Source organism: Dietzia sp. SL131, assembly GCF_026672565.1.
Classification (GTDB): domain Bacteria; phylum Actinomycetota; class Actinomycetes; order Mycobacteriales; family Mycobacteriaceae; genus Dietzia; species Dietzia kunjamensis.
In genome coordinates, this window is sequence record NZ_JAPPRI010000003.1 from 1,701,038 (window position 1) to 1,722,994 (window position 21,957).

Annotated in this window: 20 protein-coding genes; 8 read left to right on the top strand and 12 right to left on the bottom strand. The window is 70.4% G+C overall.

The window, feature by feature from the left end; all coding sequences use genetic code 11:
• Window positions 1-74 precede the first annotated feature (74 nt).
• Window positions 75-731: a PH domain-containing protein gene (locus OVA21_RS08750; RefSeq protein ID WP_096905226.1), complete on the top strand. Its 657-nt coding sequence runs from the start codon at window positions 75-77 to the stop codon at window positions 729-731.
• The gene (locus OVA21_RS08755; RefSeq protein WP_268092247.1) at window positions 728-2,374 is read left to right on the top strand and encodes a PH domain-containing protein; all 1,647 of its coding nucleotides are present in this window, start codon (window positions 728-730) and stop codon (window positions 2,372-2,374) included. Before OVA21_RS08750 ends, OVA21_RS08755 begins: the two co-directional genes overlap by 4 nt.
• On the opposite strand, the gene OVA21_RS08760 is transcribed toward OVA21_RS08755, so the two are convergent.
• From OVA21_RS08760 to typA, 4 genes are all read right to left on the bottom strand, one after another.
• Window positions 2,345-2,773, bottom strand: coding sequence for a hypothetical protein (locus tag OVA21_RS08760; protein ID WP_268092248.1), 429 nt, complete (start codon window positions 2,771-2,773; stop codon window positions 2,345-2,347). The genes OVA21_RS08755 and OVA21_RS08760 overlap by 30 nt on opposite strands.
• Window positions 2,770-3,666, bottom strand: a complete 897-nt coding sequence (gene mshB / locus OVA21_RS08765) for an N-acetyl-1-D-myo-inositol-2-amino-2-deoxy-alpha-D-glucopyranoside deacetylase (RefSeq protein WP_268092249.1) — start codon at window positions 3,664-3,666, stop codon at window positions 2,770-2,772. Before mshB ends, OVA21_RS08760 begins: the two co-directional genes overlap by 4 nt.
• Before the next feature lie 85 nt (window positions 3,667-3,751).
• Window positions 3,752-5,524: an ABC transporter family substrate-binding protein gene (locus OVA21_RS08770; protein WP_268092251.1), complete on the bottom strand. Its 1,773-nt coding sequence runs from the start codon at window positions 5,522-5,524 to the stop codon at window positions 3,752-3,754.
• Between the two features lie 11 nt (window positions 5,525-5,535).
• Window positions 5,536-7,458, bottom strand: coding sequence for a translational GTPase TypA (typA, locus tag OVA21_RS08775; protein ID WP_067718464.1), 1,923 nt, complete (start codon window positions 7,456-7,458; stop codon window positions 5,536-5,538).
• A 357-nt stretch (window positions 7,459-7,815) separates the two neighbouring features.
• Between typA and OVA21_RS08780 the strand changes: the two genes are divergently transcribed.
• From OVA21_RS08780 to aqpZ, 3 genes are all read left to right on the top strand, one after another.
• Entirely contained in the window at window positions 7,816-8,496 is a 681-nt protein-coding gene (locus tag OVA21_RS08780) for an Rv1157c family protein (RefSeq protein WP_082924021.1), read from the top strand.
• A complete protein-coding gene (locus OVA21_RS08785; RefSeq protein ID WP_442778922.1) occupies window positions 8,493-9,266 on the top strand; it encodes an SIR2 family NAD-dependent protein deacylase in 774 nt (257 codons plus the stop codon). The genes OVA21_RS08780 and OVA21_RS08785 overlap by 4 nt, the downstream gene beginning before the upstream one ends.
• 149 nt (window positions 9,267-9,415) lie before the next feature.
• Window positions 9,416-10,204: an aquaporin Z gene (gene aqpZ / locus OVA21_RS08790; protein WP_268092252.1), complete on the top strand. Its 789-nt coding sequence runs from the start codon at window positions 9,416-9,418 to the stop codon at window positions 10,202-10,204.
• A gap of 99 nt (window positions 10,205-10,303) precedes the next feature.
• Here aqpZ and OVA21_RS08795 read toward each other — a convergent pair whose 3' ends face one another.
• From OVA21_RS08795 to OVA21_RS08830, 8 genes are all read right to left on the bottom strand, one after another.
• Window positions 10,304-11,230, bottom strand: a complete 927-nt coding sequence (locus tag OVA21_RS08795; protein WP_268092253.1) for a hypothetical protein — start codon at window positions 11,228-11,230, stop codon at window positions 10,304-10,306.
• A 127-nt stretch (window positions 11,231-11,357) separates the two neighbouring features.
• Window positions 11,358-12,587, bottom strand: a complete 1,230-nt coding sequence (locus OVA21_RS08800; RefSeq protein WP_268093127.1) for an acetyl-CoA hydrolase/transferase family protein — start codon at window positions 12,585-12,587, stop codon at window positions 11,358-11,360.
• A 122-nt stretch (window positions 12,588-12,709) separates the two neighbouring features.
• On the bottom strand, window positions 12,710-13,696 hold the full coding sequence (locus OVA21_RS08805) for an LLM class F420-dependent oxidoreductase (protein ID WP_268092254.1): 987 nt from the start codon (window positions 13,694-13,696) through the stop codon (window positions 12,710-12,712).
• Window positions 13,697-13,776: 80 nt separating this feature from the next.
• Window positions 13,777-15,015: a glucose-1-phosphate adenylyltransferase family protein gene (locus OVA21_RS08810; RefSeq protein ID WP_268092255.1), complete on the bottom strand. Its 1,239-nt coding sequence runs from the start codon at window positions 15,013-15,015 to the stop codon at window positions 13,777-13,779.
• A 135-nt stretch (window positions 15,016-15,150) separates the two neighbouring features.
• Window positions 15,151-16,020: an iron ABC transporter ATP-binding protein gene (locus OVA21_RS08815; RefSeq protein ID WP_268092256.1), complete on the bottom strand. Its 870-nt coding sequence runs from the start codon at window positions 16,018-16,020 to the stop codon at window positions 15,151-15,153.
• A gap of 14 nt (window positions 16,021-16,034) precedes the next feature.
• Entirely contained in the window at window positions 16,035-17,084 is a 1,050-nt protein-coding gene (locus OVA21_RS08820) for an iron chelate uptake ABC transporter family permease subunit (protein WP_268092257.1), read from the bottom strand.
• Window positions 17,077-18,099: an ABC transporter permease gene (locus OVA21_RS08825; RefSeq protein ID WP_268092258.1), complete on the bottom strand. Its 1,023-nt coding sequence runs from the start codon at window positions 18,097-18,099 to the stop codon at window positions 17,077-17,079. The genes OVA21_RS08820 and OVA21_RS08825 overlap by 8 nt, the downstream gene beginning before the upstream one ends.
• Window positions 18,100-18,118: 19 nt before the next feature.
• The gene (locus OVA21_RS08830) at window positions 18,119-19,030 is read right to left on the bottom strand and encodes a siderophore ABC transporter substrate-binding protein (RefSeq protein ID WP_268092259.1); all 912 of its coding nucleotides are present in this window, start codon (window positions 19,028-19,030) and stop codon (window positions 18,119-18,121) included.
• 198 nt (window positions 19,031-19,228) lie between these two features.
• Here OVA21_RS08830 and OVA21_RS08835 point away from each other — a divergent pair, with 198 nt between their 5' ends.
• The 3 genes from OVA21_RS08835 (at window position 19,229) to OVA21_RS08845 (ending at window position 21,910) form a co-directional block, all read left to right on the top strand.
• The gene (locus OVA21_RS08835; RefSeq protein ID WP_067718488.1) at window positions 19,229-19,528 is read left to right on the top strand and encodes a hypothetical protein; all 300 of its coding nucleotides are present in this window, start codon (window positions 19,229-19,231) and stop codon (window positions 19,526-19,528) included.
• Window positions 19,529-19,583: 55 nt separating this feature from the next.
• On the top strand, window positions 19,584-20,150 hold the full coding sequence (locus OVA21_RS08840) for a protein-L-isoaspartate O-methyltransferase family protein (RefSeq protein WP_268092261.1): 567 nt from the start codon (window positions 19,584-19,586) through the stop codon (window positions 20,148-20,150).
• 62 nt (window positions 20,151-20,212) lie between these two features.
• Complete coding sequence (locus OVA21_RS08845; RefSeq protein WP_268092262.1) at window positions 20,213-21,910, top strand: fumarate hydratase; 1,698 nt, start codon at window positions 20,213-20,215, stop codon at window positions 21,908-21,910.
• The last annotated feature ends 47 nt before the right edge of the window (window positions 21,911-21,957 follow it).

Below are 21,957 nucleotides of genomic sequence, written 5' to 3' on the forward strand. Positions count from 1 at the left end.
TGCGTGGCGAGCGGCCGGTGCTCCACGGGTGGTCAGGGGCCTGACGCGTGCTCCCGCCCACTAGTCTTACCGTCATGCCCGATCACGCAGTCCCCCTCCGCACGAACGGGGACCCCCTGGTGTCCAGCCCGGCCGCAGCCGACGGGGGTGCACACGCGCTCCGCGCGCCGCGCCCGACGCTCGACGAGCGGGACGCCGGCGGCGAACTGCCGGACACCGGCGATGCACTGCTGACGAACAACCGGGTGCTGGTCACCGCGCCGCGGCACCGGATCGAGAAGCGCACGCCGCTGCTCTTCGTGATCGAGGGGATCTGGTCCTGGGCGGTCCTCGCGGGCCTGCAGGTCGGCTGGTATTTCTGGGGCGACAACGTCATGGCGTTCTGGAACTGGGTGGCGCTGGCGGTGACGGTGCCGTTCGCGTTCATGGGCATCGTCGTGGCGCCGTGGTGGCGTTACATCGTGGCCCGGTGGGACGTCTCGGACACGGCGGTGTGCTCACGCAAGGGGTGGTGGACCACCCAGTTCCGCATCGCGCCGCTGGCCCGTCTGCAGACCGTCTACACGACGCGCACGCTGTTCGAGCGGTGGTTCGGCCTGGCGACCGTCAACGCCTCCACCGCGTCCGCCCAGGGCACGGTGGAGATCCGGGGGCTCAACCTGGCCGACGCCGAGGCGTTGGCCCAGCACCTCATCGCGATCGCGAACCTGGACTCGGAGGACGGGACGTGACCGGGCCCGAGACGGCGCCCGGGGTGACGGCGGCCGGGGTGACGGCGGCCGAACCGGCGGAGGAGGTCTCCGGCACCGACGAACCCGCGGTCGCCGAGAAGATCGACCCGGAGGCCCCGTGGCAACGCCTGTCCTGGCGCATGCTGCTCGTGTACCCGCTGGGCATGCTCACGCGCCTGCTCCCGCTGTTCCTCATCTCCCTGTGGTTGGGCTCCAACCGGAGCAACTACTGGTTCGAGATTATCGTGGTCTCGCTGGTGATCCTCAGCGGTGTCCTGCGGTGGCTGTCGACCAGCTATCAGGTCGGCCGCACCCACATCATCCTGAAGAAGGGCTTCTTCAGTCGACAGGTGGTCACTGTCGCCCGTCAGCGCATCCGGAGCGTCGACACCGAGTCCGACCTGTTCCACCGGGTCCTCAAGGTCTCGATCGTGGAGGTGGGGACCGGGCGGGCCGACTCCGGGAAGTCGGACGCCGAGCGGTTCCGCCTCGACGCCATTGACACCACGCTCGTCGACCCGCTGCGGGACGAGCTCCTCAAACACCGACGCGCCATGGACCCCTCGCTCGACGTGGAGGACGAGGAGCAGTGGGGGTCGAAATACGGGGAGGACATCGCCCGGTGGAAGGTCACCTGGTCGCGGTTCGCGCCGTTCTCCTTCATCGGGTTCGGCGTGCTGTTCTCCCTGTGGCTCATCACCTGGCAGATGGGCGACATGCACGACCGCATCATGGACCTGGCGGTGGTCGAGGGGACCATCGACTGGCTGGATTCACTGGGGCAACCCTGGGCGTTCGTCGGCAAGGGGGTCGCGATCTGGCTGGTCGCCGGGGTGCTGGCGATCATCACCTACGCCATCCGGTACGGCAAGTACGCGCTGACCGACCGGGGCCAGCTGCTCTACGTCCAGAACGGCATCCTGCGGCGCAAGCACATCGCCCTCGACAAGGCGCGGTTGCGCGGCGTGGAGATGCGGCTGCCGGTCTACCTGCGGATGCTCGGCGGCGGCCGGCTGGAACCCATCATGACGGGCACCAAGAAGGGCGCCACCGCGTCGACCCTGCTGCCGCAGGCGCCGATCGCGGACGTGCGTCGGGTGGCGATCCGCATCCTCGGTGACTCGACGCCGGTGACCGTCCCGCTGCGGCGGCACCCGTGGAAGGCCTCCCGTCGGCGGATCACCCGGGGCCTGCTCCCGTTCTGGATCGTCGCCGGGATCATCGTGCTGGTGCGGATCGACTCGGGCCCGTCGGCGGACATCTGGGTGCACTGGGGCATCCCCGCCGCACTGGTGTTCTTCGTGGTGCTGTCGGTGGACCGTATCCGCATGCTCGGACACGCGCTGCTGCCGGAGATGTTGGTGACCTCGAACGGGTCGTGGACCGCCAAGCGGTCCGTTCTCGAGGCGGACGGGATCATCGGCTGGACCGTCACCCAGTCGGTGTTCCAGCGCACGGCGCGCGTCGCGACCGTCTCCGCGGCCACCCCGGCGGGGAACGGCGTCTACTCGGTGGTCGACATCGACGCCGACGAGGCGTGGGCGCTCGCCGAGGCGCTGACGCCGGGCATCACCGACGTGTGGCACCACACCGGAGAGCCCGGGGGCCGTGTCTCACCGTCGATGGGCGTCCGACGCGGGTGACGGCCACAGCGTGGCCATCCACAGGGGGACCAGACCCCCGAACACCAGGAGCGCGAGCCCGCGCAGTCCGATCGGCACGGGCATGTCTCCCCCGGGGCCCAGGTTGATCGCGACCAACGTGAGGATCCAGACGAGGGCGGGGAACGCCGCCACGATCTTCCGCTGCGACCACATCGACCCGACCCTCACCAGGAACAGCGACCACGCCCCGGCGGCGAGGACACTGATCGGGACCGGCACGAGATTGACATACATGGTCAGCCACGTCGAGGCGAGCACGCAGCTTGCCACCGCACCGATCGCGAGCAGCACCAGCGCAGTCCCCAACCCGGCGACGGAAGCCGCCCGCGCACGCGGTACCACGGAGACCCCCTGCGCGCCCTGCGCCGCGGCTGTCATGGTCGCTCCCCGCCCAGCCCGTCGAGCAGGTGCGCCGACCCGGCCGGGCCCGTGACGTACGGTCCGTCGTCCTCGGCGCGGTCACGGGCGATGTACCACTCCACCTGGGGGACGGACTGCAGGACCCCGTTGGTCAGGGCGAGGAACCAGGGCTCCCCCTCCGGGCCGGGCACCAGCTCGAGCTGGGTGGCGTGTCCGGTCAGGGCGGCCAGTTTGGCGGCGTAGTCGGCGTCGTCCAGCGGGACGCGATGGGTCAGTCTCGAGTCCGGGACGGACGGCAGTTCGCCGGACTCCGGGTGCCGCAGGTGCGCGGGCGGCGCAGGGTGGGTCCGGGTGGTCTCCGACCGCGCGGTGACCGTCCAGGCCACACGCTCCGGCCGGTGGGCGGCGTCCTCGATGGCGGCGTGCACCACCTCGTGGGCCCGGATGTGGTCGGGGTGGCCGTAGCCGCCCCGCGGGTCGTAGGTCACCACGAGATGGGGCCTGAAGTCGTCGAGGACGGCCACCACCTCGTCCACCGCCTCCCTGCCCGACTGCACGAACGCACGCGGGTGGTCGGCCGAGGGGGTCCCCGCCATCCCGGAGTCGCGCCACCGGCCGGCGCCGCCGAGGAAGCGGGTGCGGTCGACCCCGAGGGCACGCAGGGCACCCGCCAGCTCGCCGATCCGGTATCCGCCGAGTTGGTCGGCGCGGTCCGCGACGAGGCCGGCGAACTCCTCGCCGAGTACCTCGCCCTCCTCCCCGAGCGTGCAGGTGACGACCCGGACGTCGGCACCGGCGGCGACCAGCGCGGCGATCGTGCCGCCGGTCGTGATCGCCTCGTCGTCGGGATGGGCGTGGACGAACAGGGCGCGCACGCCGTCGGCGGGCGGGGTCGCGGTGGTCGGTGTCATCCGGTCCTCCTCCAGGCGGGTGCGGTGTCGAACACGTCGGTGGCCGGCCTCTGGTCCGGGTCGTCGCGGGCCGGCTCCGTCCCGCTCACATCGACCCCGTCGGCCGCCAGAAGCAGGGCCGGCCGAACGAGCGGCACCCGCAGGGCCAGTTCGGCGACCCTGTCGCCCGCGGCGGCGAGATCGACCGCGGCACCCGGGGCGGGCGGGGCGCCCTGACCGGACGGACCTCCCGGCCCCGCCACGCCGAGCGCCCGGTTGATCTCGGGGTCACAGACTCCGGTGACGTCACCGGCCCGCGCGGCCGCGCCGCGGCCGAGTGTGCGCGAGGGGGTGGTGGGCGTCGTGGTGACGGTGGTGGTGGCACTCGTCCGTCGATCGGGGGTCTCCCCCGTGTCCGGGTCGGGCGGGATGAGGCTCGACACGGTCGTCGGCGTGCGGGACGGGACCGCGGTCGTCGTCCCGGTGGCGGCCGGGGGGTCGCGCAGGCGAAGCGCGACACCGCGGCGACCTCGGGCCGTCCGTCGGTCCGCTGCCAGCCCACGACGCCGTCGACGAGCCCGTGCGGGAGGGCGTCCGCGTACAGGGCGGTCGCGTCCAGCTCCCACACCCGGGCGCCTATCCCCGCAGAGCGCAGTTGGTCGGCGACGGTGTAGGCAGCGGTCACGGCCCGCTCGTCCGCGCCCTCGACCCCCAGGGTCACGGCCAGCGGGGTCCCGTCACGTCGCCAGCGCGTGCCCGTGCGGGTGAAGCCGGCGTCGCCCAGCGCGCGCTCGACGGCGTCCGCGTCAGCGGTGACGGTATCGGCCGATCCCGCGGGGAACGGGAAGGACGACACGGACGGATCGGCCTCCCGCGTGACGATGCGCCCCACCACCTCGGGGTCGATCGCCGCGGCCACCGCGCGACGGACCGCCGGATCGGCCACCGCCGGCGCGACCGTGTTCAGCCCGAGTTCGAGCTGGGCCGCGCTCTCCAGGGGCGCGGTGGTCACTCCCGGGACCGTGGCGGCCACGTCCGCCGCCACCGGGTTCGCCGAGACGATCGCCATCACCCCGGGACCGCCCCTCAGCGACTCCCCGAGCTGGCCGGCTCCGGTGGCCCGTCGCACGACGATCTGGTCGACCTCGGGCGCGCGGGCCCAGTACCGGTCGTTGCGCACGAATTCGATCTGCCCCCGACCGATGTCGGCCGTGCGGACCATGAACGGACCCGCGCTCGTCACGGGCAGGAACTGCATCGAACCCTGGAACCCGTCGGGCGCACCCTTGAGGATGTGCGCGGGGAGGAGGTGGGTGAACAGGCCCCGCCAGTGCTCCGGCACGACGTCGAACTCCACGTCGACGACCTTGCCGCCAGCACCGGAACGGACCTCCACGATCCTCTCGTACCCGGCCGGATCGACCACGCCGGGCTGGGTGGTCATCTGCCGCCAGAGGTACTCGAAGTCCTCGGCCGCGACGGGGACACCGTCAGACCACTGCGCCTGCTGATCGATCGTGTACCGGATGGTCGAGGGGGCCCCGGGGACCCGCGCGGCGGAGACCAGGAGATCCCGGTTGAGCGTCCGTTCGCCACCGGGGCCCGGGACGAACGCGCTGGGCAGCAGCAGCGAGGCCACGAGGTCGGTGTCCACGCCCTGGTCGGCCAGGAGGTGCGGGTTGAACCCCGGGTCCACCCGGTTCAGTGCGAGCAGGAGACCTTCCTCCGTGAGGGTGACCGACGCGCCGTCGGTGCGCTCCTCGCCCACCACCGCCGGCGGGGGCGGGTCGGCGACGCACCCGGTGACGACGACGAGGGCCAGCGCGGCGCACACCGCGGCGGCACCCCGCCGGCGCACCGACGCCCCCCTCGTCGTCATCTGGTTCCGGTCTAGCCGACCGTCTGCTGGTCGCGCGACTTGGACCGGCTGCGGGCCTTGGCCCGCTCGTTGGCGGTGAGCAGGACCTTGCGCACGCGGACCACCTCGGGGGCCACCTCGACACACTCGTCGACGGCACAGAACTCCATGGCCTCCTCGAGGGAGAGGTTCTTGTGCTTGGACAGCGTCTCAGTGGCGTCGGAGGAGGCCGCACGCATGTTCGTGAGCTTCTTCTCCTTGGTGATGTTGACGTCCATGTCCTCCGAGCGCGGGTTCTCCCCCACGACGACACCCTCGTAGACCTCGGAGCCGGGCTCGATGAAGAAGTCACCGCGGTCGGCCAACCCGAGCAGCGCGAACGTGGTCGCCTTGCCCGCACGGTCCGCGACCAGCGAACCGGTGTGCCGGGCCCGGATCTCCCCGGCCCACGGCTCGTACCCGGCGGAGTACGAGTTGGCGATCCCCGCACCCCGGGTATCGGTCATGAAGGTGGTCCGGAAGCCGATGAGGCCGCGTGCGGGGACGGTGAACTCCATGCGCACCCAGCCGGAGCCGTGGTTGCTCATCTGCTCCATGCGGCCCTTGCGGGCGGCCATGAGCTGGGTGACCGCGCCGAGGTGCTCCTCGGGGACGTCGATGGTCATGTGCTCGAACGGCTCGTGGAGCTTGCCGTCGATCGTCTTGGTGACCACCTGCGGCTTGCCGACGGTGAGCTCGAACCCCTCGCGGCGCATGGTCTCGACGAGGATGGACAGCGCCATCTCGCCACGACCCTGCACCTCCCAGTCGTCGGGCCGCTCGGTGTCGAGCACCTTGAGCGAGACGTTGCCCACGAGCTCCTGGTCGAGGCGCGCCTTGACCATGCGCGCGGTGAGCTTCTTGCCGCCGTTCCGGCCGGCCAGGGGCGAGGTGTTGACGCCGATGGTCATGGAGATGGCGGGCTCGTCGACCGTGATGGCCGGGAGGGCGACCGGGTTCTCCGGATCCGCCAGCGTGTCACCGATCATGATGTCGCTGATACCGGCGACCGCGACGATGTCACCGGCGACGGCCTCCTCGGTGGGCACCCGCTCGACACCGTCGGTCTTGAGCAGCTCCGAGATCTTGACGGACTTGGTCTCCTGCTCGCCGCCCGGCAGATTGTGGATCCACGCGACCTGCTGCCCCTTGCGCAGACGGCCGTTGTGGATGCGCACCAGACCGATACGGCCGAGGAAGTTGGAGGCGTCCAGGTTGGTGACGTGGGCCTGCAGCGGGGCGTCGGCGTCCCCGCGGGGGGCGGGGATCACGTCGTAGAGGAGCGCGAACAGCTCGTCGAGGTTCTCCCCCTCCGGCTCCTGGCCGTTGGCCGGCTGGGTGGTGGACGCCTTGCCGGCGCGGCCGGAGGCGAAGACCACGGGCAGCTCGAGCGCGTGTTCGGCGGCGGCCTGGGCGGCGGGGTCCTCCAGATCGGCCGCGAGATCGAGGAGCAGGTCCTGGGCCTCCTCGACGACCTCGTCGATCCGCGCGTCCGGCCGGTCGGTCTTGTTGACGACGATGATGACCGGCAGGGAGGCGGCGAGCGCCTTGCGGAGCACGAAGCGGGTCTGCGGCAGCGGCCCCTCGGAGGAGTCGATGAGCAGGACGACCCCGTCGACCATGTTCAGGCCACGCTCGACCTCGCCGCCGAAGTCCGCGTGGCCCGGGGTGTCGATGATGTTGAAGACGAGGTCGGCGCCACCCGCACCCGCGCCGTGTCGTCGCACGGAGGTGTTCTTGGCGAGGATCGTGATGCCCTTCTCACGCTCGAGGTCGCCCGAGTCCATGACCCGGTCCACGAGCTCCGCGCGTTCGTCGAACGCGCCGGACTGGCGCAGCATCGCGTCGACGAGTGTCGTCTTCCCGTGGTCGACGTGGGCGACGATTGCGACGTTGCGGAACTCGGTCAAGGCCATACGCTGGGTTCTCCCTCGGAGGCTTACGGGCGCCCGGGGCGGCTCGTGGGCCGCCGGGCTGGTGGTGGGAATCGACGGCGCTAGTCAGCCGCGATCCACAGGCGCGTCCGGTCGAGCGCGCGTGCGGATCCACTTTACCCGCTGATCCGGACGATCCCCCCATCCTGAGACCACCCCGACAGTGCGGACGCCCTGTGTGTTATTTACATCACGAATAACTTCTGTAACATCAGCACCAGAACGCTCCTCTTCCCGACTCCCGGTGCCCGTGACTCGGGACACTTATGAGAATATCTAGCGGTCGACCGGTCGGCCCGTCCGCCGGTCCGCCCGCCCATCCGAAGAATGGACTCGCCAGTGATCCGCCACTCGCTCAGGACCTCGTTCCGGACCATCGGTCTCGGGGCCGTCGCCGCCGTCGCGGTCGGTCTCGCCGCACCCGCCACCGCCAGCGCGCAGTCGCTCGACGAACTGGGACGCCCGACCGAGCCCGTGCTCCAGGCGATCGAGAACCTCGCCGAGCAGCAGTGGATCCCCGAGGAGACCCGGGGCACCATCGCCCGCGCCGTCGGGTTCTTCCGTGGCACCGGCGAACCCGGCACCCCGATTCCCGAGAACGGCCCGGTCATCGCGCAGTTCGCCTACCCCACGATCATGCAGCAGTGCATCGGCGGTGAGCAGACCGCCGTCGGTGCCGCGACCGCCGTGCCCGGCCCGGCCGATCTGCCGCTGCCCGGCATCGCCCCCGGCCATCTCGGTTTCATCTTCACCGCCCTGGGCACCGAGGGTGTCGCGGCCCAGCAGGCCCAGCCCATGACCGTCGACTGGATCAACGTCAACAACGGTCGTCGCGGTACCACCGTCCTCGGGTACAACGGCCTCAACGAGGGTGGCCCCGCCACCGTCAACGGGGTCGCCGACACGGGCCCGGGCCAGGTTCTCATGCTCCTGCAGGGTGGCGTCACCACGAACCTGGAGGAGGGCGGGACCGCCAACTGCGTCGCCTTCCCCACCGTGGGGACCGCGTTCGTCCGGTGACCGCCGACGGTAGCGGGCCCCACCCCGTCGCCGACCAGGACCTGACCGAGGCCCGTCTCGCCCTCACCGGCGACGGGCCTCTGGTCGTTCTCAGCGGCGCCGGGATGAGCGCCGAGAGTGGTGTGCCCACCTTCCGCGACGCCCAGACCGGCCTGTGGGAGCGGTACGACCCGTCCGCACTGGCCACGCCGGAGGCCTGGGCACGCGACCGGGACACCGTCTGGGCCTGGTACCGCTGGCGTGAGCGCCTGGTCTCCGGCGCGGAGCCGAATGCCGGGCACGTCGCGGTGGCCCGCGCCCAGGCCCACCGTGACGTCGTGGTGGTCACGCAGAACGTCGACGACCTCCACGAGCGCGCCGGATCGAGCCGGGTGCACCACGTTCACGGGAGTCTGTTCGCCCACCACTGCGACACCTGCGACGCTCCGATGGAGGTCGGCCCTCCTCCCGCCGAGCCCGTCGACAGCCTCACCCCGCCGAGCTGCGACCGGTGTGGCGGGCGCGCCCGACCGGGCGTCGTGTGGTTCGGCGAGATGCTCCCGGGCCGGCCCTGGGACGCGGCAGTCGACGCGGTCACCTCGGCCGCGGCGGTGCTCGTCGTCGGCACCTCCGGCCTGGTCCACCCCGCGGCGTCACTACCCGGACTCGCCGCCGACGCCCGGATCCCGGTGGTCGAGGTGAACCCGGGCCCCTCGGGACTCGGCTCCGAGGTCTCGGTTCACGTCCGGGCCACCGCAGGGCAGGCGCTTCCTCACCTCTTGGCACCCTGATCCCCTCGGGCCGCCTTACGGCCCTGCCACACACCGGCTGGCGGAAACCTCTCTGGGGCCGATAGAGCACGCTAGCGTAGCGCGCAGGGACCCACGCCCGGAGTTCCCGCTCCTCCGTTCGAACGGAGGCCAGGACCGGAGGTCACCTCATGTCTGATTCGCCCCCGGCAACCTCGTCTACCGCCCCGGCCACCACCGCGGTCATCGCCGCCGAGCTGATCGGCACCTTCTGGCTCGTCCTCGGCGGTTGCGGCACCGCCGTGTTCGCGGCCGTCCAGATCGCCACCGCCGATACCGGCGACGTCCCCGTCGGCGTGGGATACCTCGGGGTCGCGATCGCGTTCGGACTGACCGTCCTCACGGGTGCGTACGCGTTCGGCCACATCTCGGGCGGTCACTTCAACCCCGCGGTGACCATCGGCGCCGCGGTCGCGGGCCGACTTCCCTGGGCGAAAGTGCCCGTCTACATCGTCAGTCAGGTCGTCGGGGGTCTGGTCGCGGGCGCGCTGATCCTCGTCGTGGCGAGCGGAAAAGACGGATTCGAGGCCACCGGCAGCATGGCCGCCAACGGCTACGGGGCCAACTCGCCCGACGGCTACGGCCTGCTCTCGGCGCTGCTCATCGAGATCGTGCTCACGGCCCTCTTCGTTTGGGTCATCCTCGGCGCCACCGATCACCGGGCCCCCGCCGGCTTCGCGCCCGCGGCCATCGGCCTCACACTGACGCTCATCCACCTCATTTCCATCCCGATCACCAACACATCGGTGAACCCGGCACGGTCGACGGCCGTGGCGTTCTTCAACGGGGGCGGCGCACCGGGCCAGCTGTGGCTGTTCTGGGTGGCACCGGTCGTCGGTGCCCTGATCGCCGGAATCCTGTACGGCCCGTTGTTCGGCGCTCACGGGCTCAACGGTCGATCCGTGGCCGTCTCGGCCTGACGCACCGCCGACGGGGTCAACACGAAGGGCCCGAGGGAGAACTTCCTCCCACGGGCCCCTCATCGATGCGGCCGCTCCGAGGCGCGAGGCCTCCTCCGGTCAGTGGCGGGGTTCATCCCCGCGGGTCCGGCCCAGCATCTTGTCCACGATGCCCGGCTTGTCGTCAGGATGACGGTCCGGATCGACGGTGTCGCCGGGCGTCCCGGTCCGGTGCCCCGACCTCGCCTGCGGATCAGAACCACCGGGGACATCGTCGGTCCGGGCATGACGCCCGCCGGCGTCACCCACTCCGGCGCCGGGTGCTCCCGCGGCCGCGGCACCCGCTCCGTGGCGGCCCCGGTCACCGGGGTCGTTACCGGACCCGGAAGTGGCGGACGAGCCCATACCGGTCCCGGTGGCCATCCCTCCGTGGTCGGTGCCACGGCCACGCCCCTCGTCGGGGACCCGGTCGCCGCGCAACGCACCGCGGTCGTGATCGTGACCGCGGTCGCGATCATGGCTCAGGTCGCCGCCATGGTCGCGATCGTGCGTGAGACCCCGGTCGCCACCGTGGTCGCGATCGTGCGTGAGACCCCGGTCGCCACCGTGGTCGCGATCGTGCGTGAGACCCCGGTCGCCACCGTGGTCGCGATCGTGCGTGAGACCCCGGTCGCCGTGGTCGCGACCGCGGTCGAGGTCATCAGCACGGCCCTTGGGATCGAGCTTCTCGGCGGTCTGTTCCATCCGCCGGACATCATGCTTCTGCTCGTCGACGGTGCCGCGCTGCCGCTCGGCCTCCACCCGGAGCTTGTCTGCCTCGGCGGCCTTCGCACGGGCCTCCTGCTCGGCTACGCCCGCCCTGTGCTCCTGCTCGCGGACGACCGCGTCCTGCTGCTCGAGCTGCTGCTCGCGTTCTCGTGCGCTGCGCCGCAGTTCCGCGGCCTCGGTGAGCTTCTTCCGGTTGCTGCTCTTGACGGCCATCGCGATGAGCGCGATCACGATGATCAGCGCGATCACCCCGATGATGATCCAGATGATGGGGTCCACAGCTGCCTCCCTTTCAGGGGTCGGGTTGCGTCTGGAACGTAACCCCGCCCCCAGACGGGTGCCACCGGTCGCGCCTGCGGCGGCAACCGCCCGGCACCCGCGGCACCGGCCCGGCGCCCGGGGGCGACTAGTGGTGAGCCCGCGGGAGCAGTCCCGCCTCCCGCGCCTCCCGGCTGAGCCGCTCCCGGTGATCCGGGTGCGCCACAGCGATCAGCGCCGCGGCCCGCCCGGCGACCGACTTGCCCCTCAGCTCCGCGATACCGAATTCGGTGACGACGTTCTCGATGATGTTCTTGTGGGTGGTGACCGGACTGCCGGGCGTGAGCGACAGGGAGATCCTGCTGACGCCCTTGGAGGTCTGCGACGGGGTGACGATGAACCCGTGGCCTCCCGGGGAGAAGGTGCAGCCCCGGGCGAAGTCCGCCTGTCCCCCGGCCCCCGACCAGTACCGGCCGCCGATGGTCTCCGAGGCCGCCTGCCCGAACAGGTCCACCTCGCTGGTCGCGTTGATCGAGTAGAGATTGTGCTCCTGGCCGATCACCCTCGGGTCGTTGACGATGTCCACGGGGAGCATCGCCACCGACGGGTTGTTGTGGAGCCAGTCCATGAGTCGCTGCGACCCGAGGGCGAAGGTGGTGACGTGCTTGAACGGCCGCCCCGTCTTGCGCGACCCGTCGATCACCCCGGCCTCGACGAGGTCCATCACCCCGTCGGACAACGCCTCGGTGTGGATCCCCAGATGACGGTGATCCGTCAGCCGGGACAGGAATGCGTTCGGCAACCTGCCGACCCCGAGTTGGAGACAGGCCCCGTCGGGGACACGCTCGGCGATGACGTCCGCTATTGCGTTGTCCGTCTCCCCCGGTGGCGGCGCCTCCATGGTGATCATCGGGGTGTCGTTGCGGGTCACGCCCACCACCTGGGAGATGTGGATGTGGTTGCGCCCGAAGGTGCGGGGCATGTGGGAGTTGACCTCGACGAAGAACGGCACCTGGCCGATGAACGAGGCCACGTAGTCGGCGTTCGTGCCCATCGAGAAGAAACCGTGCTCGTCGATCTCCGACACTGTGGCGATTGCCAGACCGGGAGGAGAGAACTCGCGCAGCGTGGCCGGCACCTGCGCGAAATCGACGGGGATGAGGTCGCAGTGGCCCCGGTGGAAGTTCTCCCGCGACCCGCGACCCAGGAAGTAGTCGACATGCCGGAGCCTGCCCGGGTAGGCCCCCTCCATGAACGGCAGCGACTCCCAGGGATCCATGTGGTGGACCGTCACGTCCTCCAGTCCGGCGGCCCCGGCGTCCAGCGCCCGCAGCAGCGCGGGCGGGGCGGCGTTCTGGATGGGCACGATGACGTGCATCCCCGGCGTGATGTGGTCGAGGACCGCCTCGGCCGGACGCTCCTCGTACTCGACGTTCCTCGTCACTGACACCTGCTCTCGTCGATCCGGACCCCGCGGTGCGGCGGCACACCCAGGCGGTTTCAGGACAGGGCCGGGATGACCTCGCGCTCGAACAACTCGAGTCCGGAGGTGTCGGTGGCGATCTCGGGGAAGTAGAAGATGCCGTACTCCATTCCCAACGCCTTGATCTCGGTCAGCTTCTCGACGATCTGCTCCGGCGTCCCCACCGCCGGGAGCCCGCGGTACGCGCCGAGCTGGAGCTCTGCCTCGTCCTCACCGACGTGCGTCGCCATCCGGTCCTTCAGGTACGCCAGCCGATCCGCGACGTCCTTCTCGGTCTCCCCGATCGCCACGTTGTAGTTCGCGGTCCGGGTGATCTCCGCCGGGTCACGACCGATGTCCCGACAGTGTCCGAACAGCACCTTCGACTTATGGTCGAAGCCCTCGGCGGTGCCGTCGAAATTGGTGTAATCCGCGTACCTCGCGGCGGTGCGGAGGGTCTTGCGCTCGCCCCCGCCCGCGATCCACAGGGGTATGCCGCTCTCCTGCAGAGGCGTCGGCTGCACGATCGCCCCGTCGACCCGGTAGTGCTCGCCGTCGAGTGAGACCACACCGTCGGACCACGCCTCGGACAGGATGCGCACACCCTCGTCGAGCATGGCCAACCGCTCACCCGCGGAAGGGAATCCGTAGCCGTACGCTCGCCATTCGTGCTCGTACCAGCCCGCGCCGATCCCCATCTCCACCCGGCCGCCGGAGATGTGGTCGACCGTCGCGGCGACCTTCGCCAGCAATGCCGGGTTGCGGTATCCGAGGCACGTGCACATCTGACCCAGCCGGACCCGGGAAGTGGTCGCACCGAGCGCCGACATCAGGCTCCATGCCTCGTGCGTCGCCTCGGTCGAGGTGAGGGGCGCGGTGTGCATGTGGTCGTACACCCACAGCGACTCCCACTGCCCGGCGTCGGCGCGGGCTGCCAGGTCGGAGATGACGGGCCAGTGACGGGCGGCCGGCACGTCGACCAGATCGAGGCGCCACCCCTGGGGCAGGAAGAGTCCGAATCGCATGTGCGCGAGCCTAGCCCGACGACAGGTCCCGGGTGGCCGACCTCACCACCGGTTCGGACCGGGGATCCGACGCCGCCGTATCAGACGGTGCGGTCCTCGTCGTCGTCGTCGGGCGGATCGAGGGTCCCCGGGTCCAGGGTGAACCCCGGCGGACGGGGACCGTCCGGCGCGGTCCCCAACAGCGCGACGCGCACCGTCGCCTCGGTCGGACCGGCCTGATGCTCGCCGATCCTCGCGTCGACGGGGACCTCCACGTCGGCGTCGACGACCGCGGTCTCCACGCGCGCCCCGGACCGGACCACGGCACCCGGCAGGATGACACTGTCGCGGACCCTCGCACCCGCTTCGATGACCGCCCCGGGCCCCACGACGGAATGCTCGACCGTCCCGTGGACCACCGCGCCGTGGCCGAGCAGTGACCCGACGACCTGCGCCGCCTCCCCGGTCCGGGCGGGACCGCTGAAGGCTGACGCGGTCCGCAGGGACCACCCCGGGACGTCCAGCTCGTGGACCGGGGACTCGCCGAGGAGGTCCATGTGGCCGGCCCAGTAGGACTCGACGGTCCCCACGTCCCGCCAGTACCCCTCGTGCCGCCACTCCCGGGCGTGCCCCGCCCCGACCATGGCGGGCAGGATGTTGTCCCCGATGTCGCCCAGGTCCCCGGCGCCGCCGGCGGTGACGACGTCCTCGTGGGCCCGCTCGAGGTAGCTGATGAGGGCGGTCGTGTTGAAGACGAAGATCTCCGCGCAGATCAGATCGCCGTCCGGATCGTCCGGCTTGTAGCGGTACTCGGTGACGGCCCCGTCCTCGCCCACCCGGACCACGCCGTAGCGGGAGGCGTCCTCGGGGGCCACCCGAGTGGTGACCATGGTGAGCTCGGCGAACGAGTCCAGGTGGTCACGGACCAACTCGTCGTAGTCGAGGCGGTACACCGCGTCCGCACTGACCACGACCGTGACGTCCGGGGCCGCCTCGCGCAGGGGCTCGATCTGCTTCCACAGTGCGTCCGCGGTCCCCGAGTGGAACCCGTCCCGGCCCGTGCCCTGCGACGGGTGCAGCACCAGCAGCCCGCCGTCGAGTCGATCGAGATCCCACGGGCGGCCGCTCCGCAGATGGGACCCCAGGGACACCGGGTGGAACTGCTGCACCACCCAGACATCCCTCAGGCCCGAGTTCGCGGCATTGCTCAGGGAGAAGTCCACCAGCTGGTACCCGGCCCCGTAGGGGACGGCCGGCTTGGCCCGGTCCCGGGTGAGCGCGCGGAGCCGGGAACCGGCTCCACCTGCGAGGACTATGGTGACGACCGACAGCGGCGCCATGCGAGGTCTCCTCTCCGGTCAGGCGTGGGACTACCCACCCCTTGCGAGTACGACACTCTAACCGGACTGCGGCGTCATCCCACCGGTCGCCCGGCACCGTGTGGCCGGATCAGGCAGCGGCATCAGGCCGGGGGCTCAGGCGGTGGACAACGCCGCGCCACACTCCTCCAACTCGTCCTCCCCGTCGAAGTACAGGGCCACGTACCGCCCGGCGACCTCGGCGACCTGCATCTCCATGTCGTAGACAGCCTTGAGGACATCGGTGCGCATGATCTCGGCCGGGGTGCCGTCGGAGACGATCCGCCCGTCCTTCATGGCGATGATCCGGTCCGAGTACGCGGCGGCGATGTTGATGTCGTGGATGACGAGCACGATGGTCTTGCCCCGCTCCGCGGCGGTGCGACGCAGCAACCGCATGATCGAGGTGGCGTGCCGGAGATCGAGGTTGTTCAGAGGCTCGTCCAGCAGGACGTAGTCCGTGTCCTGTGCCAGCACCATCGCTATGTGCGCCCGTTGGCGCTGGCCACCGGACAACTCGTCGAGATACCGGTCGGCGAGGTCCTCGAGTTCCATCGCCCCCAGGGCGTAGTCGACGTGCTCGGCGTCGTCTGGGCCGGGCCTGCCACCGTTGTGGGGGAACCGGCCGAATCCGACCAGCTCCCGCACGGTGAGTCGGATGGAGACGGCGTTCTCCTGGCGGAGCACCGCGAGGCGGCGGGCCAGCTCACGCCCACCGTTGACCGACACGTCGACGCCGTCGACGAGCACCGTTCCGGAATCCGCCGCCTGGAGCCGGCTCATGACACCCAGCAGCGTCGACTTTCCTGCGCCGTTGGGCCCGATGAGAGACGTCACGCCACCGTGCGCGAAGCACGCGGTCACGTCGTGCAGGACCCGGGTGTCGCCGTAGGACGAACACACCGACCGCGCCTCGATACCGCACCCGGCCGACCACCGGTTCTCACCGGATCGGTCGTCGCGGCGTCGGAACGGGACAAGGGACATGATGTGCCTCTCTTTCAGCGTGCGCGGTTGGTCAGGAGCAGGAACAGGAACAGCAGGCCGCCGGCGAATTCGATGACGATGCTCAGGGCGGACTCGACGCCGAGGGCGCCGAGGACCATCTCGCCCCCAGCCAGGGCGATCACGCCCAGCAGCGAGGCCACCGGCAGGGTGAACCGGTGCAGGGTGGTGCCGAGCAGGGCGTAGGCCGCGTTGGCGACGATGAGCCCGAAGAACATCACCGGCCCGATCAGGGCCGTGGAGGCGGACACCAGGAAGGAGACCACCACCAGGACCACGATGGTGACCCGGCGGTGGTTGACGCCGAGCGCGACGGCGGGATCGCGCCCCAGCAGCATCACGTCGAGTCGACGGCCGAGGATCGCCACGGCGACGAGTCCACCCACCACGATGACCCCGCACGCCACCAGTACGTCGAGTTGGACGCCGCGGAAACTCGCGAACATGGCGTCCTGGATCTGCAGGTAGGCAGCCGGGTCCAGCAGGCGCTGGAAGAACGAGGAGGCGGAGCGGAAGAACACGCCGAACACCACACCCACCAGCAGCAGCAGGTGGATATCGGTTCTCCGACCGCCGAGCAGCCACAGGTACAGCGAGGTCGACGCGACCACCATGATCGCGGTCTGACCGAGGAACCCGGAGAGACCGCCGCTCGTCAGGCCCCCGATGACGGCGGCATCGCGCGGGATCATGAAGAACACGAGCATGGTCTGGATGAGCAGGTACAGCGAGTCGAAACCCATCAGCGCCGGCGTGAGGATCCGGTTGCCGGTGACGGTCTGGAAGATCACCGTCGAGACCCCGACCGCGACCGAGACCAGGACGATCGCCACCGCGTGGCGCGACAGTCGGTCGAGGGAGTAGGACCACGCCCTGGAACCGACGGTGTCCGGCAGCCCGGAGAGGACGAGTGCGGCGAGCGCCGCGATGGCCGCGACAGCACACACGAGGGTCACGATCCACCGTCGACGGCGGTCGGCTTCCGCTCTCGTCCGCCCCCGGGTGAGGCTCTCCGGCGGTGCGACGAGGATGGCGGTCTCAGGCATTGCGCACCCCTCTCAGCATCATGGCCAGGAACACGGCGCCGCCGAGGATCCCGACGATCGTCCCGACGGGGATCTCGCCGGCACCGGGGGCGCCGCCGGCGAACAGCCCGGGCAGCGACCGGCCCACCATGTCGCAGATCAGGACGGTGACCGCGCCGAGCAGTGCCACGAGGGGCAGTCCCCGACGGGCGTCGTCCCCGACCAGTCGTGAGACGACGTTGGGAACGACGAGCCCGAGGAGCGGGAGGGCACCGACGGTGACCACGACGACGGCGGCGACCGCGGCCACGATCGCCATCCCGGCGGCGACGACGGTCTTGTGGTCGAGCCCGAGACCGGTCGAGACGTCCTCACCCAGTCCCGCCACGGTGAAGCGGTCAGCGGCGATGTAGGCGAGGACACCGAGGACCGCCACCAGCCACAGCAGCTCGTACCGCCCGGCCAGGACCGCCGAGAAGTCGGCGAGCATCCACGAGTTGAGCATCTGGAGAAGGTCGCGCGACAGGGCCAGGAAGGCTGCGACCGCCCCGATCACGGACCCGAGCATGATGCCGATGAGCGGCACCACGAAGGAGTCCGAGACGGGGACGCGACGGATGCAGGCGAGGAACAGGGCGGTCCCGGCGAGCGCGAACACCATGGCCACGAGCATCTTGGCCACGATCGGGGCGCCCGGTGCGATGATCGCCACCACCACCAGGCCCAGCCCCGCCGATTCGACGGTCCCCGCGGTCGACGGTTCGACGAAGCGGTTGCGGGTGAGCAACTGCATGAGCAGACCGGCGATCGCCAGCGGCGCCCCCGCGAGGGCGGCGGCGGCGGTGCGGGGCAGACGGGCCTCGACGAGATAGACGCGGTGCGCCTCGGTGAGCCCGCCGGTGAGCGCGTCCCACACGGTGATGTCGGCCGCGCCGACGAACACGCTCGCGACGAGCGAGAGCACGAGCGCGACGACGCCGAGCGCCGGCCACAGCGAGGTGCGCTGCGGTCGGCGCTCGACCAGGGTCGTCGTCATGAGAAGTGGACTCCCACCGTCAGGAGACGGCGGAGTCGATCTCGTCGATCATCGACTCGAGGACGCCGATGCCGCCTCCGACGAGGTACCAGTTCTGGCCGTCCAGGAAGTGGACGTTGTCGTTGGTCGCGGCGTTGGTCCGGTTGAACAGCGGGTTGTCGAGCAGGGCGGTCGCGGCCTCTCCCTCGGCGCCGATCGCGGCGTCGCGGTCGATGACGAAGACGTGGTCGGGGTTCAGCTCGGCGATCTGCTCCCAGCTCAGCGGCGCGCCGTGGCTGCCCTCGGACTCGAGCTCACCGGCGGGCGTCATGCCGAGCTCGTTGAAGATGAGGTCGAAGCGTGAACCCGGTCCGTACCCCGTGACCTTGCCACCGGAGGTCATGAGCACCAGCGCTGTGCCCGCGCCCTCGGCCTTGGCGCGGGTCTCGGTGACCATCTCGTCGATCTCGGCGAGCTCGTCCGCGGCCTTGTCCTCGGCCCCGAACAGCGCGGCGATCTCCTCCACCTTGGCGCGGTTGGAGGCGATCGTCTCGGCGGTGTCCGGATCGCCGGCGATCACCTGGTCGGAGATCTTGGCGAACTCGGGCTCCATCGCGCGGGTGCGGTTGCCGAACAGGATGAGGTCGGGCCCCAGTTCCGCGATCACATCCATCTTCGGCTCCTTGAGGCTGCCGATGTCCGAGTACTCGTCGCCCGCGTAGGCGTCCAGCGCCTCCGGGAAGACCCCGGTCTTGACCAGGCCGACGACGCGATCCTCGAGATCGAGCTCATCCAGCGTGTCGGCCGCGGCGTGGCTGGTGAGCACGACGCGGGTCGGCCCCTCACCCTCGTTCCCGGCGGACTGTGCATCCGAGCTCCCGCAGGCGGTCAATGCGCCACCGGTCAGGGCGATGGCGGCCGTCGCTGCGACGATCTTGGGGAATCGCTTCATGTCACTCCAAGGTTGGTTCGGAAGGTTAGGCTCACCTTAAACACCCTCGCGGCTCCTGGGCAAGTCTTAAGTATGGCTTACCTCACTTGGAGAGCATCGTCCGCCCCGCAGCCCTCGGTTAGCGGGTGGCTCTCCGGCTCCCCGGGGGTATGGGGCGACCGGATGCGAAGAGCTGGCGGACGACGCACAATCGACGGCATGAGCACCGAACGCGAGTACGACCAGGACACCGACGGCGACTACGACGAGAACACGCTCGACGGCAGCGAAGGACTCGACGCCGACACCATCTCGACCGACGGTGAGGACCTCACCGTCGACGCGCCGGAGTCGTGGAAGCCCGTCGAGGAGAACGACACCCTCGACGAGAAGCTGTCTGCCGAGCGCCCCGACGTCGACACCGCGGAGCCCGAGGACAAGGGCGTCGCCGAGGAGCCCCGCGACCAGATCGACGACCTCGACCCCGACGGCGAGACGCGCGTCCTCGGCGAGGCATAGAGCCCGGGCGGGGCGATCAGCCTTGCCGCCATGCCCGGGGGGAGGAGGTCTCGCGGTGAGCACCCCGAGCATCCCGGAGGCGATGCGCGCGCAGGATCGCCGTCGATTCCTCCCGCCGGAGGTCGTGGCCGACCACGAACTCGACGCCCCGCTACCGATCGGGTTCGGGCAGACCAACTCACAGCCGTCGACGGTCGCGGCGATGCTCTCGCTCCTCGAGCCGTTCCCCGGGATGCGGGTGCTCGACGTGGGCTCGGGCAGCGGGTGGACCTCGGCGATCCTCGGCGAACTCGGGGGGCCCGATTCCTCCGTGTCCGCTGTCGAACTCGTCCCCGAGTTGGTCGAACGCTCCCGGGCGGCGATACGACAACCCTGGGTACGTGTCCACCCCGCCAAGCCCGGGACGCTGGGCCTCCCCTCCCTCGCCCCGTTCGACCGCATCCTCGTCTCCGCGATGGCCGACGACCTCCCCTCGGAGCTCGTCGACCAGCTCACCGTGGACGGCGTCATGGTGGCGCCCTGGGCCGGGGTGATGCACCGCGTACGCCGGACCGATGACGGCATCGATGTGACCGAGCACGGCGGGTACCGGTTCGTCCCCCTGCTCCACACCCGATTCTGACCCCGTGACCCCGGCCACTATCCTGGGGGAAGTTTGTCCACCTCCAGAAATAGGAGCCCCTGATGGCCGACTTCCTCTACGAGGACCTTCTTCCCGTCGGGGAGGACACCACCGAGTACCGCCTCCTCACCACCGAGGGCGTGTCGACGGTCGAGGGCCCCGACGGGATGACCTTCCTGCGGGTGGATCCCGAGGCCATCCGTCTGCTCACCGAGACGGCGATGCACGACATCTCCCACTACCTCCGTAGTGACCACCTGGCCCAGGTCGCCAAGATCCTCGACGACCCCGAGGCCAGCGACAACGACAAGTTCGTCGCCCTGGACCTGCTCAAGAACGCCAACATCGCCGCGGGCGGCGTGCTCCCGATGTGCCAGGACACCGGTACGGCCATCGTCAAGGGCGAGCGCGGCCAGCACGTGCTCACGCCCGGTCCGGACGAGAAGGCCGTCGCCCGCGGCGTGTACGACGCCTTCACCCGGCTCAATCTGCGCTACTCGCAGAACGCCCCCCTCACCATGTGGGACGAGAAGAACACCGGGTCCAACCTGCCCGCGCAGATCGAGATCGGCGCCAACACCACCCCGGGCGGCGAGAACGCCTACAAGTTCCTCTTCATGGCGAAGGGTGGCGGGTCGGCCAACAAGTCGTTCCTGTACCAGGAGACCAAGGCGATCCTGAACCCCGACCGGATGATGCAGTTCATCGAGGAGAAGATCCGCTCCATCGGCACCGCCGCGTGCCCGCCGTACCACCTGGCGATCGTCGTGGGCGGTACCTCGGCGGAGTTCGCGCTGAAGACCGCCAAGCTCGCCTCGGCGCACTACCTGGACGAGCTCCCCCGCGAGGGCGCGATGACCGGGCGTGGCTTCCGCGACGTCGGGCTCGAGGAAAAGGTCTTCGAGCTCACCCAGCAGATCGGGATCGGCGCGCAGTTCGGCGGCAAGTACTTCTGCCACGACGTCCGCGTGGTCCGCCTGCCCCGCCACGGCGCGTCCCTGCCGGTGGCGCTCGCGGTGTCGTGCTCGGCCGACCGTCAGGCCAAGGCCAAGATCACCCCCGAGGGCGTGTTCCTCGAGCAGCTCGAGTTCAACCCGGGTCAGTACCTGCCCGCCACCACCGACGCCGAGCTCGACGCCGCCACCGACGGCATCTCCGGTACCGGCAAGGGCGCCGCGGTGAAGATCGACCTCAACAAGCCCATGCCGGAGATCCTCGCCGAGCTGAGCAAGCACCCGGTGAAGACCCGCCTGTCGCTCACCGGCCCGCTCGTCGTGGCCCGCGACATCGCCCACGCCAAGATCAAGGAGCGCCTCGACGCCGGCGAGGAGATGCCGCAGTACCTCAAGGACCACCCCGTGTACTACGCGGGCCCGGCCAAGACCCCGGAGGGCATGCCGTCGGGGTCGTTCGGGCCCACCACCGCCGGCCGGATGGACTCCTACGTCGAGCAGTTCCAGGCGGCGGGCGGATCCATGGTGATGCTGGCCAAGGGCAACCGGTCCAAGCAGGTCACCGACGCGTGCGCGACCCACGGCGGGTTCTACCTGGGCTCGATCGGTGGTCCGGCCGCTCGCCTGGCGCAGGACTGCATCAAGCACGTGGAGATCCTCGAGTACGAGGAGCTCGGCATGGAGGCGGTGTGGAAGATCGACGTCGAGGACTTCCCCGCCTTCATCGTGGTGGACGACAAGGGCGAGGACTTCTTCGCCCACACCGGCGAGGTCACGCTGACGATCGGCAAGCGCCCCGGCCTCTGACCTGCCCGCGTTCCCGGGTTCCCGCAGATCTGCTACCCGTTTTCCGG

Excerpts from the sequence above, each read along its gene's own strand:
- OVA21_RS08750 (WP_096905226.1), top strand. The coding sequence starts at position 75 with ATGCCCGATCACGCAGTCCCCCTCCGCACGAACGGGGACCCCCTGGTG.
- OVA21_RS08760 (WP_268092248.1), bottom strand. The coding sequence starts at position 2,773 with ATGACAGCCGCGGCGCAGGGCGCGCAGGGGGTCTCCGTGGTACCGCGT.
- mshB (WP_268092249.1), bottom strand. The coding sequence starts at position 3,666 with ATGACACCGACCACCGCGACCCCGCCCGCCGACGGCGTGCGCGCCCTG.
- OVA21_RS08770 (WP_268092251.1), bottom strand. The coding sequence starts at position 5,524 with ATGACGACGAGGGGGGCGTCGGTGCGCCGGCGGGGTGCCGCCGCGGTG.
- typA (WP_067718464.1), bottom strand. The coding sequence starts at position 7,458 with ATGGCCTTGACCGAGTTCCGCAACGTCGCAATCGTCGCCCACGTCGAC.
- aqpZ (WP_268092252.1), top strand. The coding sequence starts at position 9,416 with ATGTCTGATTCGCCCCCGGCAACCTCGTCTACCGCCCCGGCCACCACC.
- OVA21_RS08800 (WP_268093127.1), bottom strand. The coding sequence starts at position 12,587 with ATGCACGTCATCGTGCCCATCCAGAACGCCGCCCCGCCCGCGCTGCTG.
- OVA21_RS08805 (WP_268092254.1), bottom strand. The coding sequence starts at position 13,696 with ATGCGATTCGGACTCTTCCTGCCCCAGGGGTGGCGCCTCGATCTGGTC.
- OVA21_RS08810 (WP_268092255.1), bottom strand. The coding sequence starts at position 15,015 with ATGGCGCCGCTGTCGGTCGTCACCATAGTCCTCGCAGGTGGAGCCGGT.
- OVA21_RS08815 (WP_268092256.1), bottom strand. The coding sequence starts at position 16,020 with ATGTCCCTTGTCCCGTTCCGACGCCGCGACGACCGATCCGGTGAGAAC.
- OVA21_RS08820 (WP_268092257.1), bottom strand. The coding sequence starts at position 17,084 with ATGCCTGAGACCGCCATCCTCGTCGCACCGCCGGAGAGCCTCACCCGG.
- OVA21_RS08825 (WP_268092258.1), bottom strand. The coding sequence starts at position 18,099 with ATGACGACGACCCTGGTCGAGCGCCGACCGCAGCGCACCTCGCTGTGG.
- OVA21_RS08830 (WP_268092259.1), bottom strand. The coding sequence starts at position 19,030 with ATGAAGCGATTCCCCAAGATCGTCGCAGCGACGGCCGCCATCGCCCTG.
- OVA21_RS08835 (WP_067718488.1), top strand. The coding sequence starts at position 19,229 with ATGAGCACCGAACGCGAGTACGACCAGGACACCGACGGCGACTACGAC.
- OVA21_RS08845 (WP_268092262.1), top strand. The coding sequence starts at position 20,213 with ATGGCCGACTTCCTCTACGAGGACCTTCTTCCCGTCGGGGAGGACACC.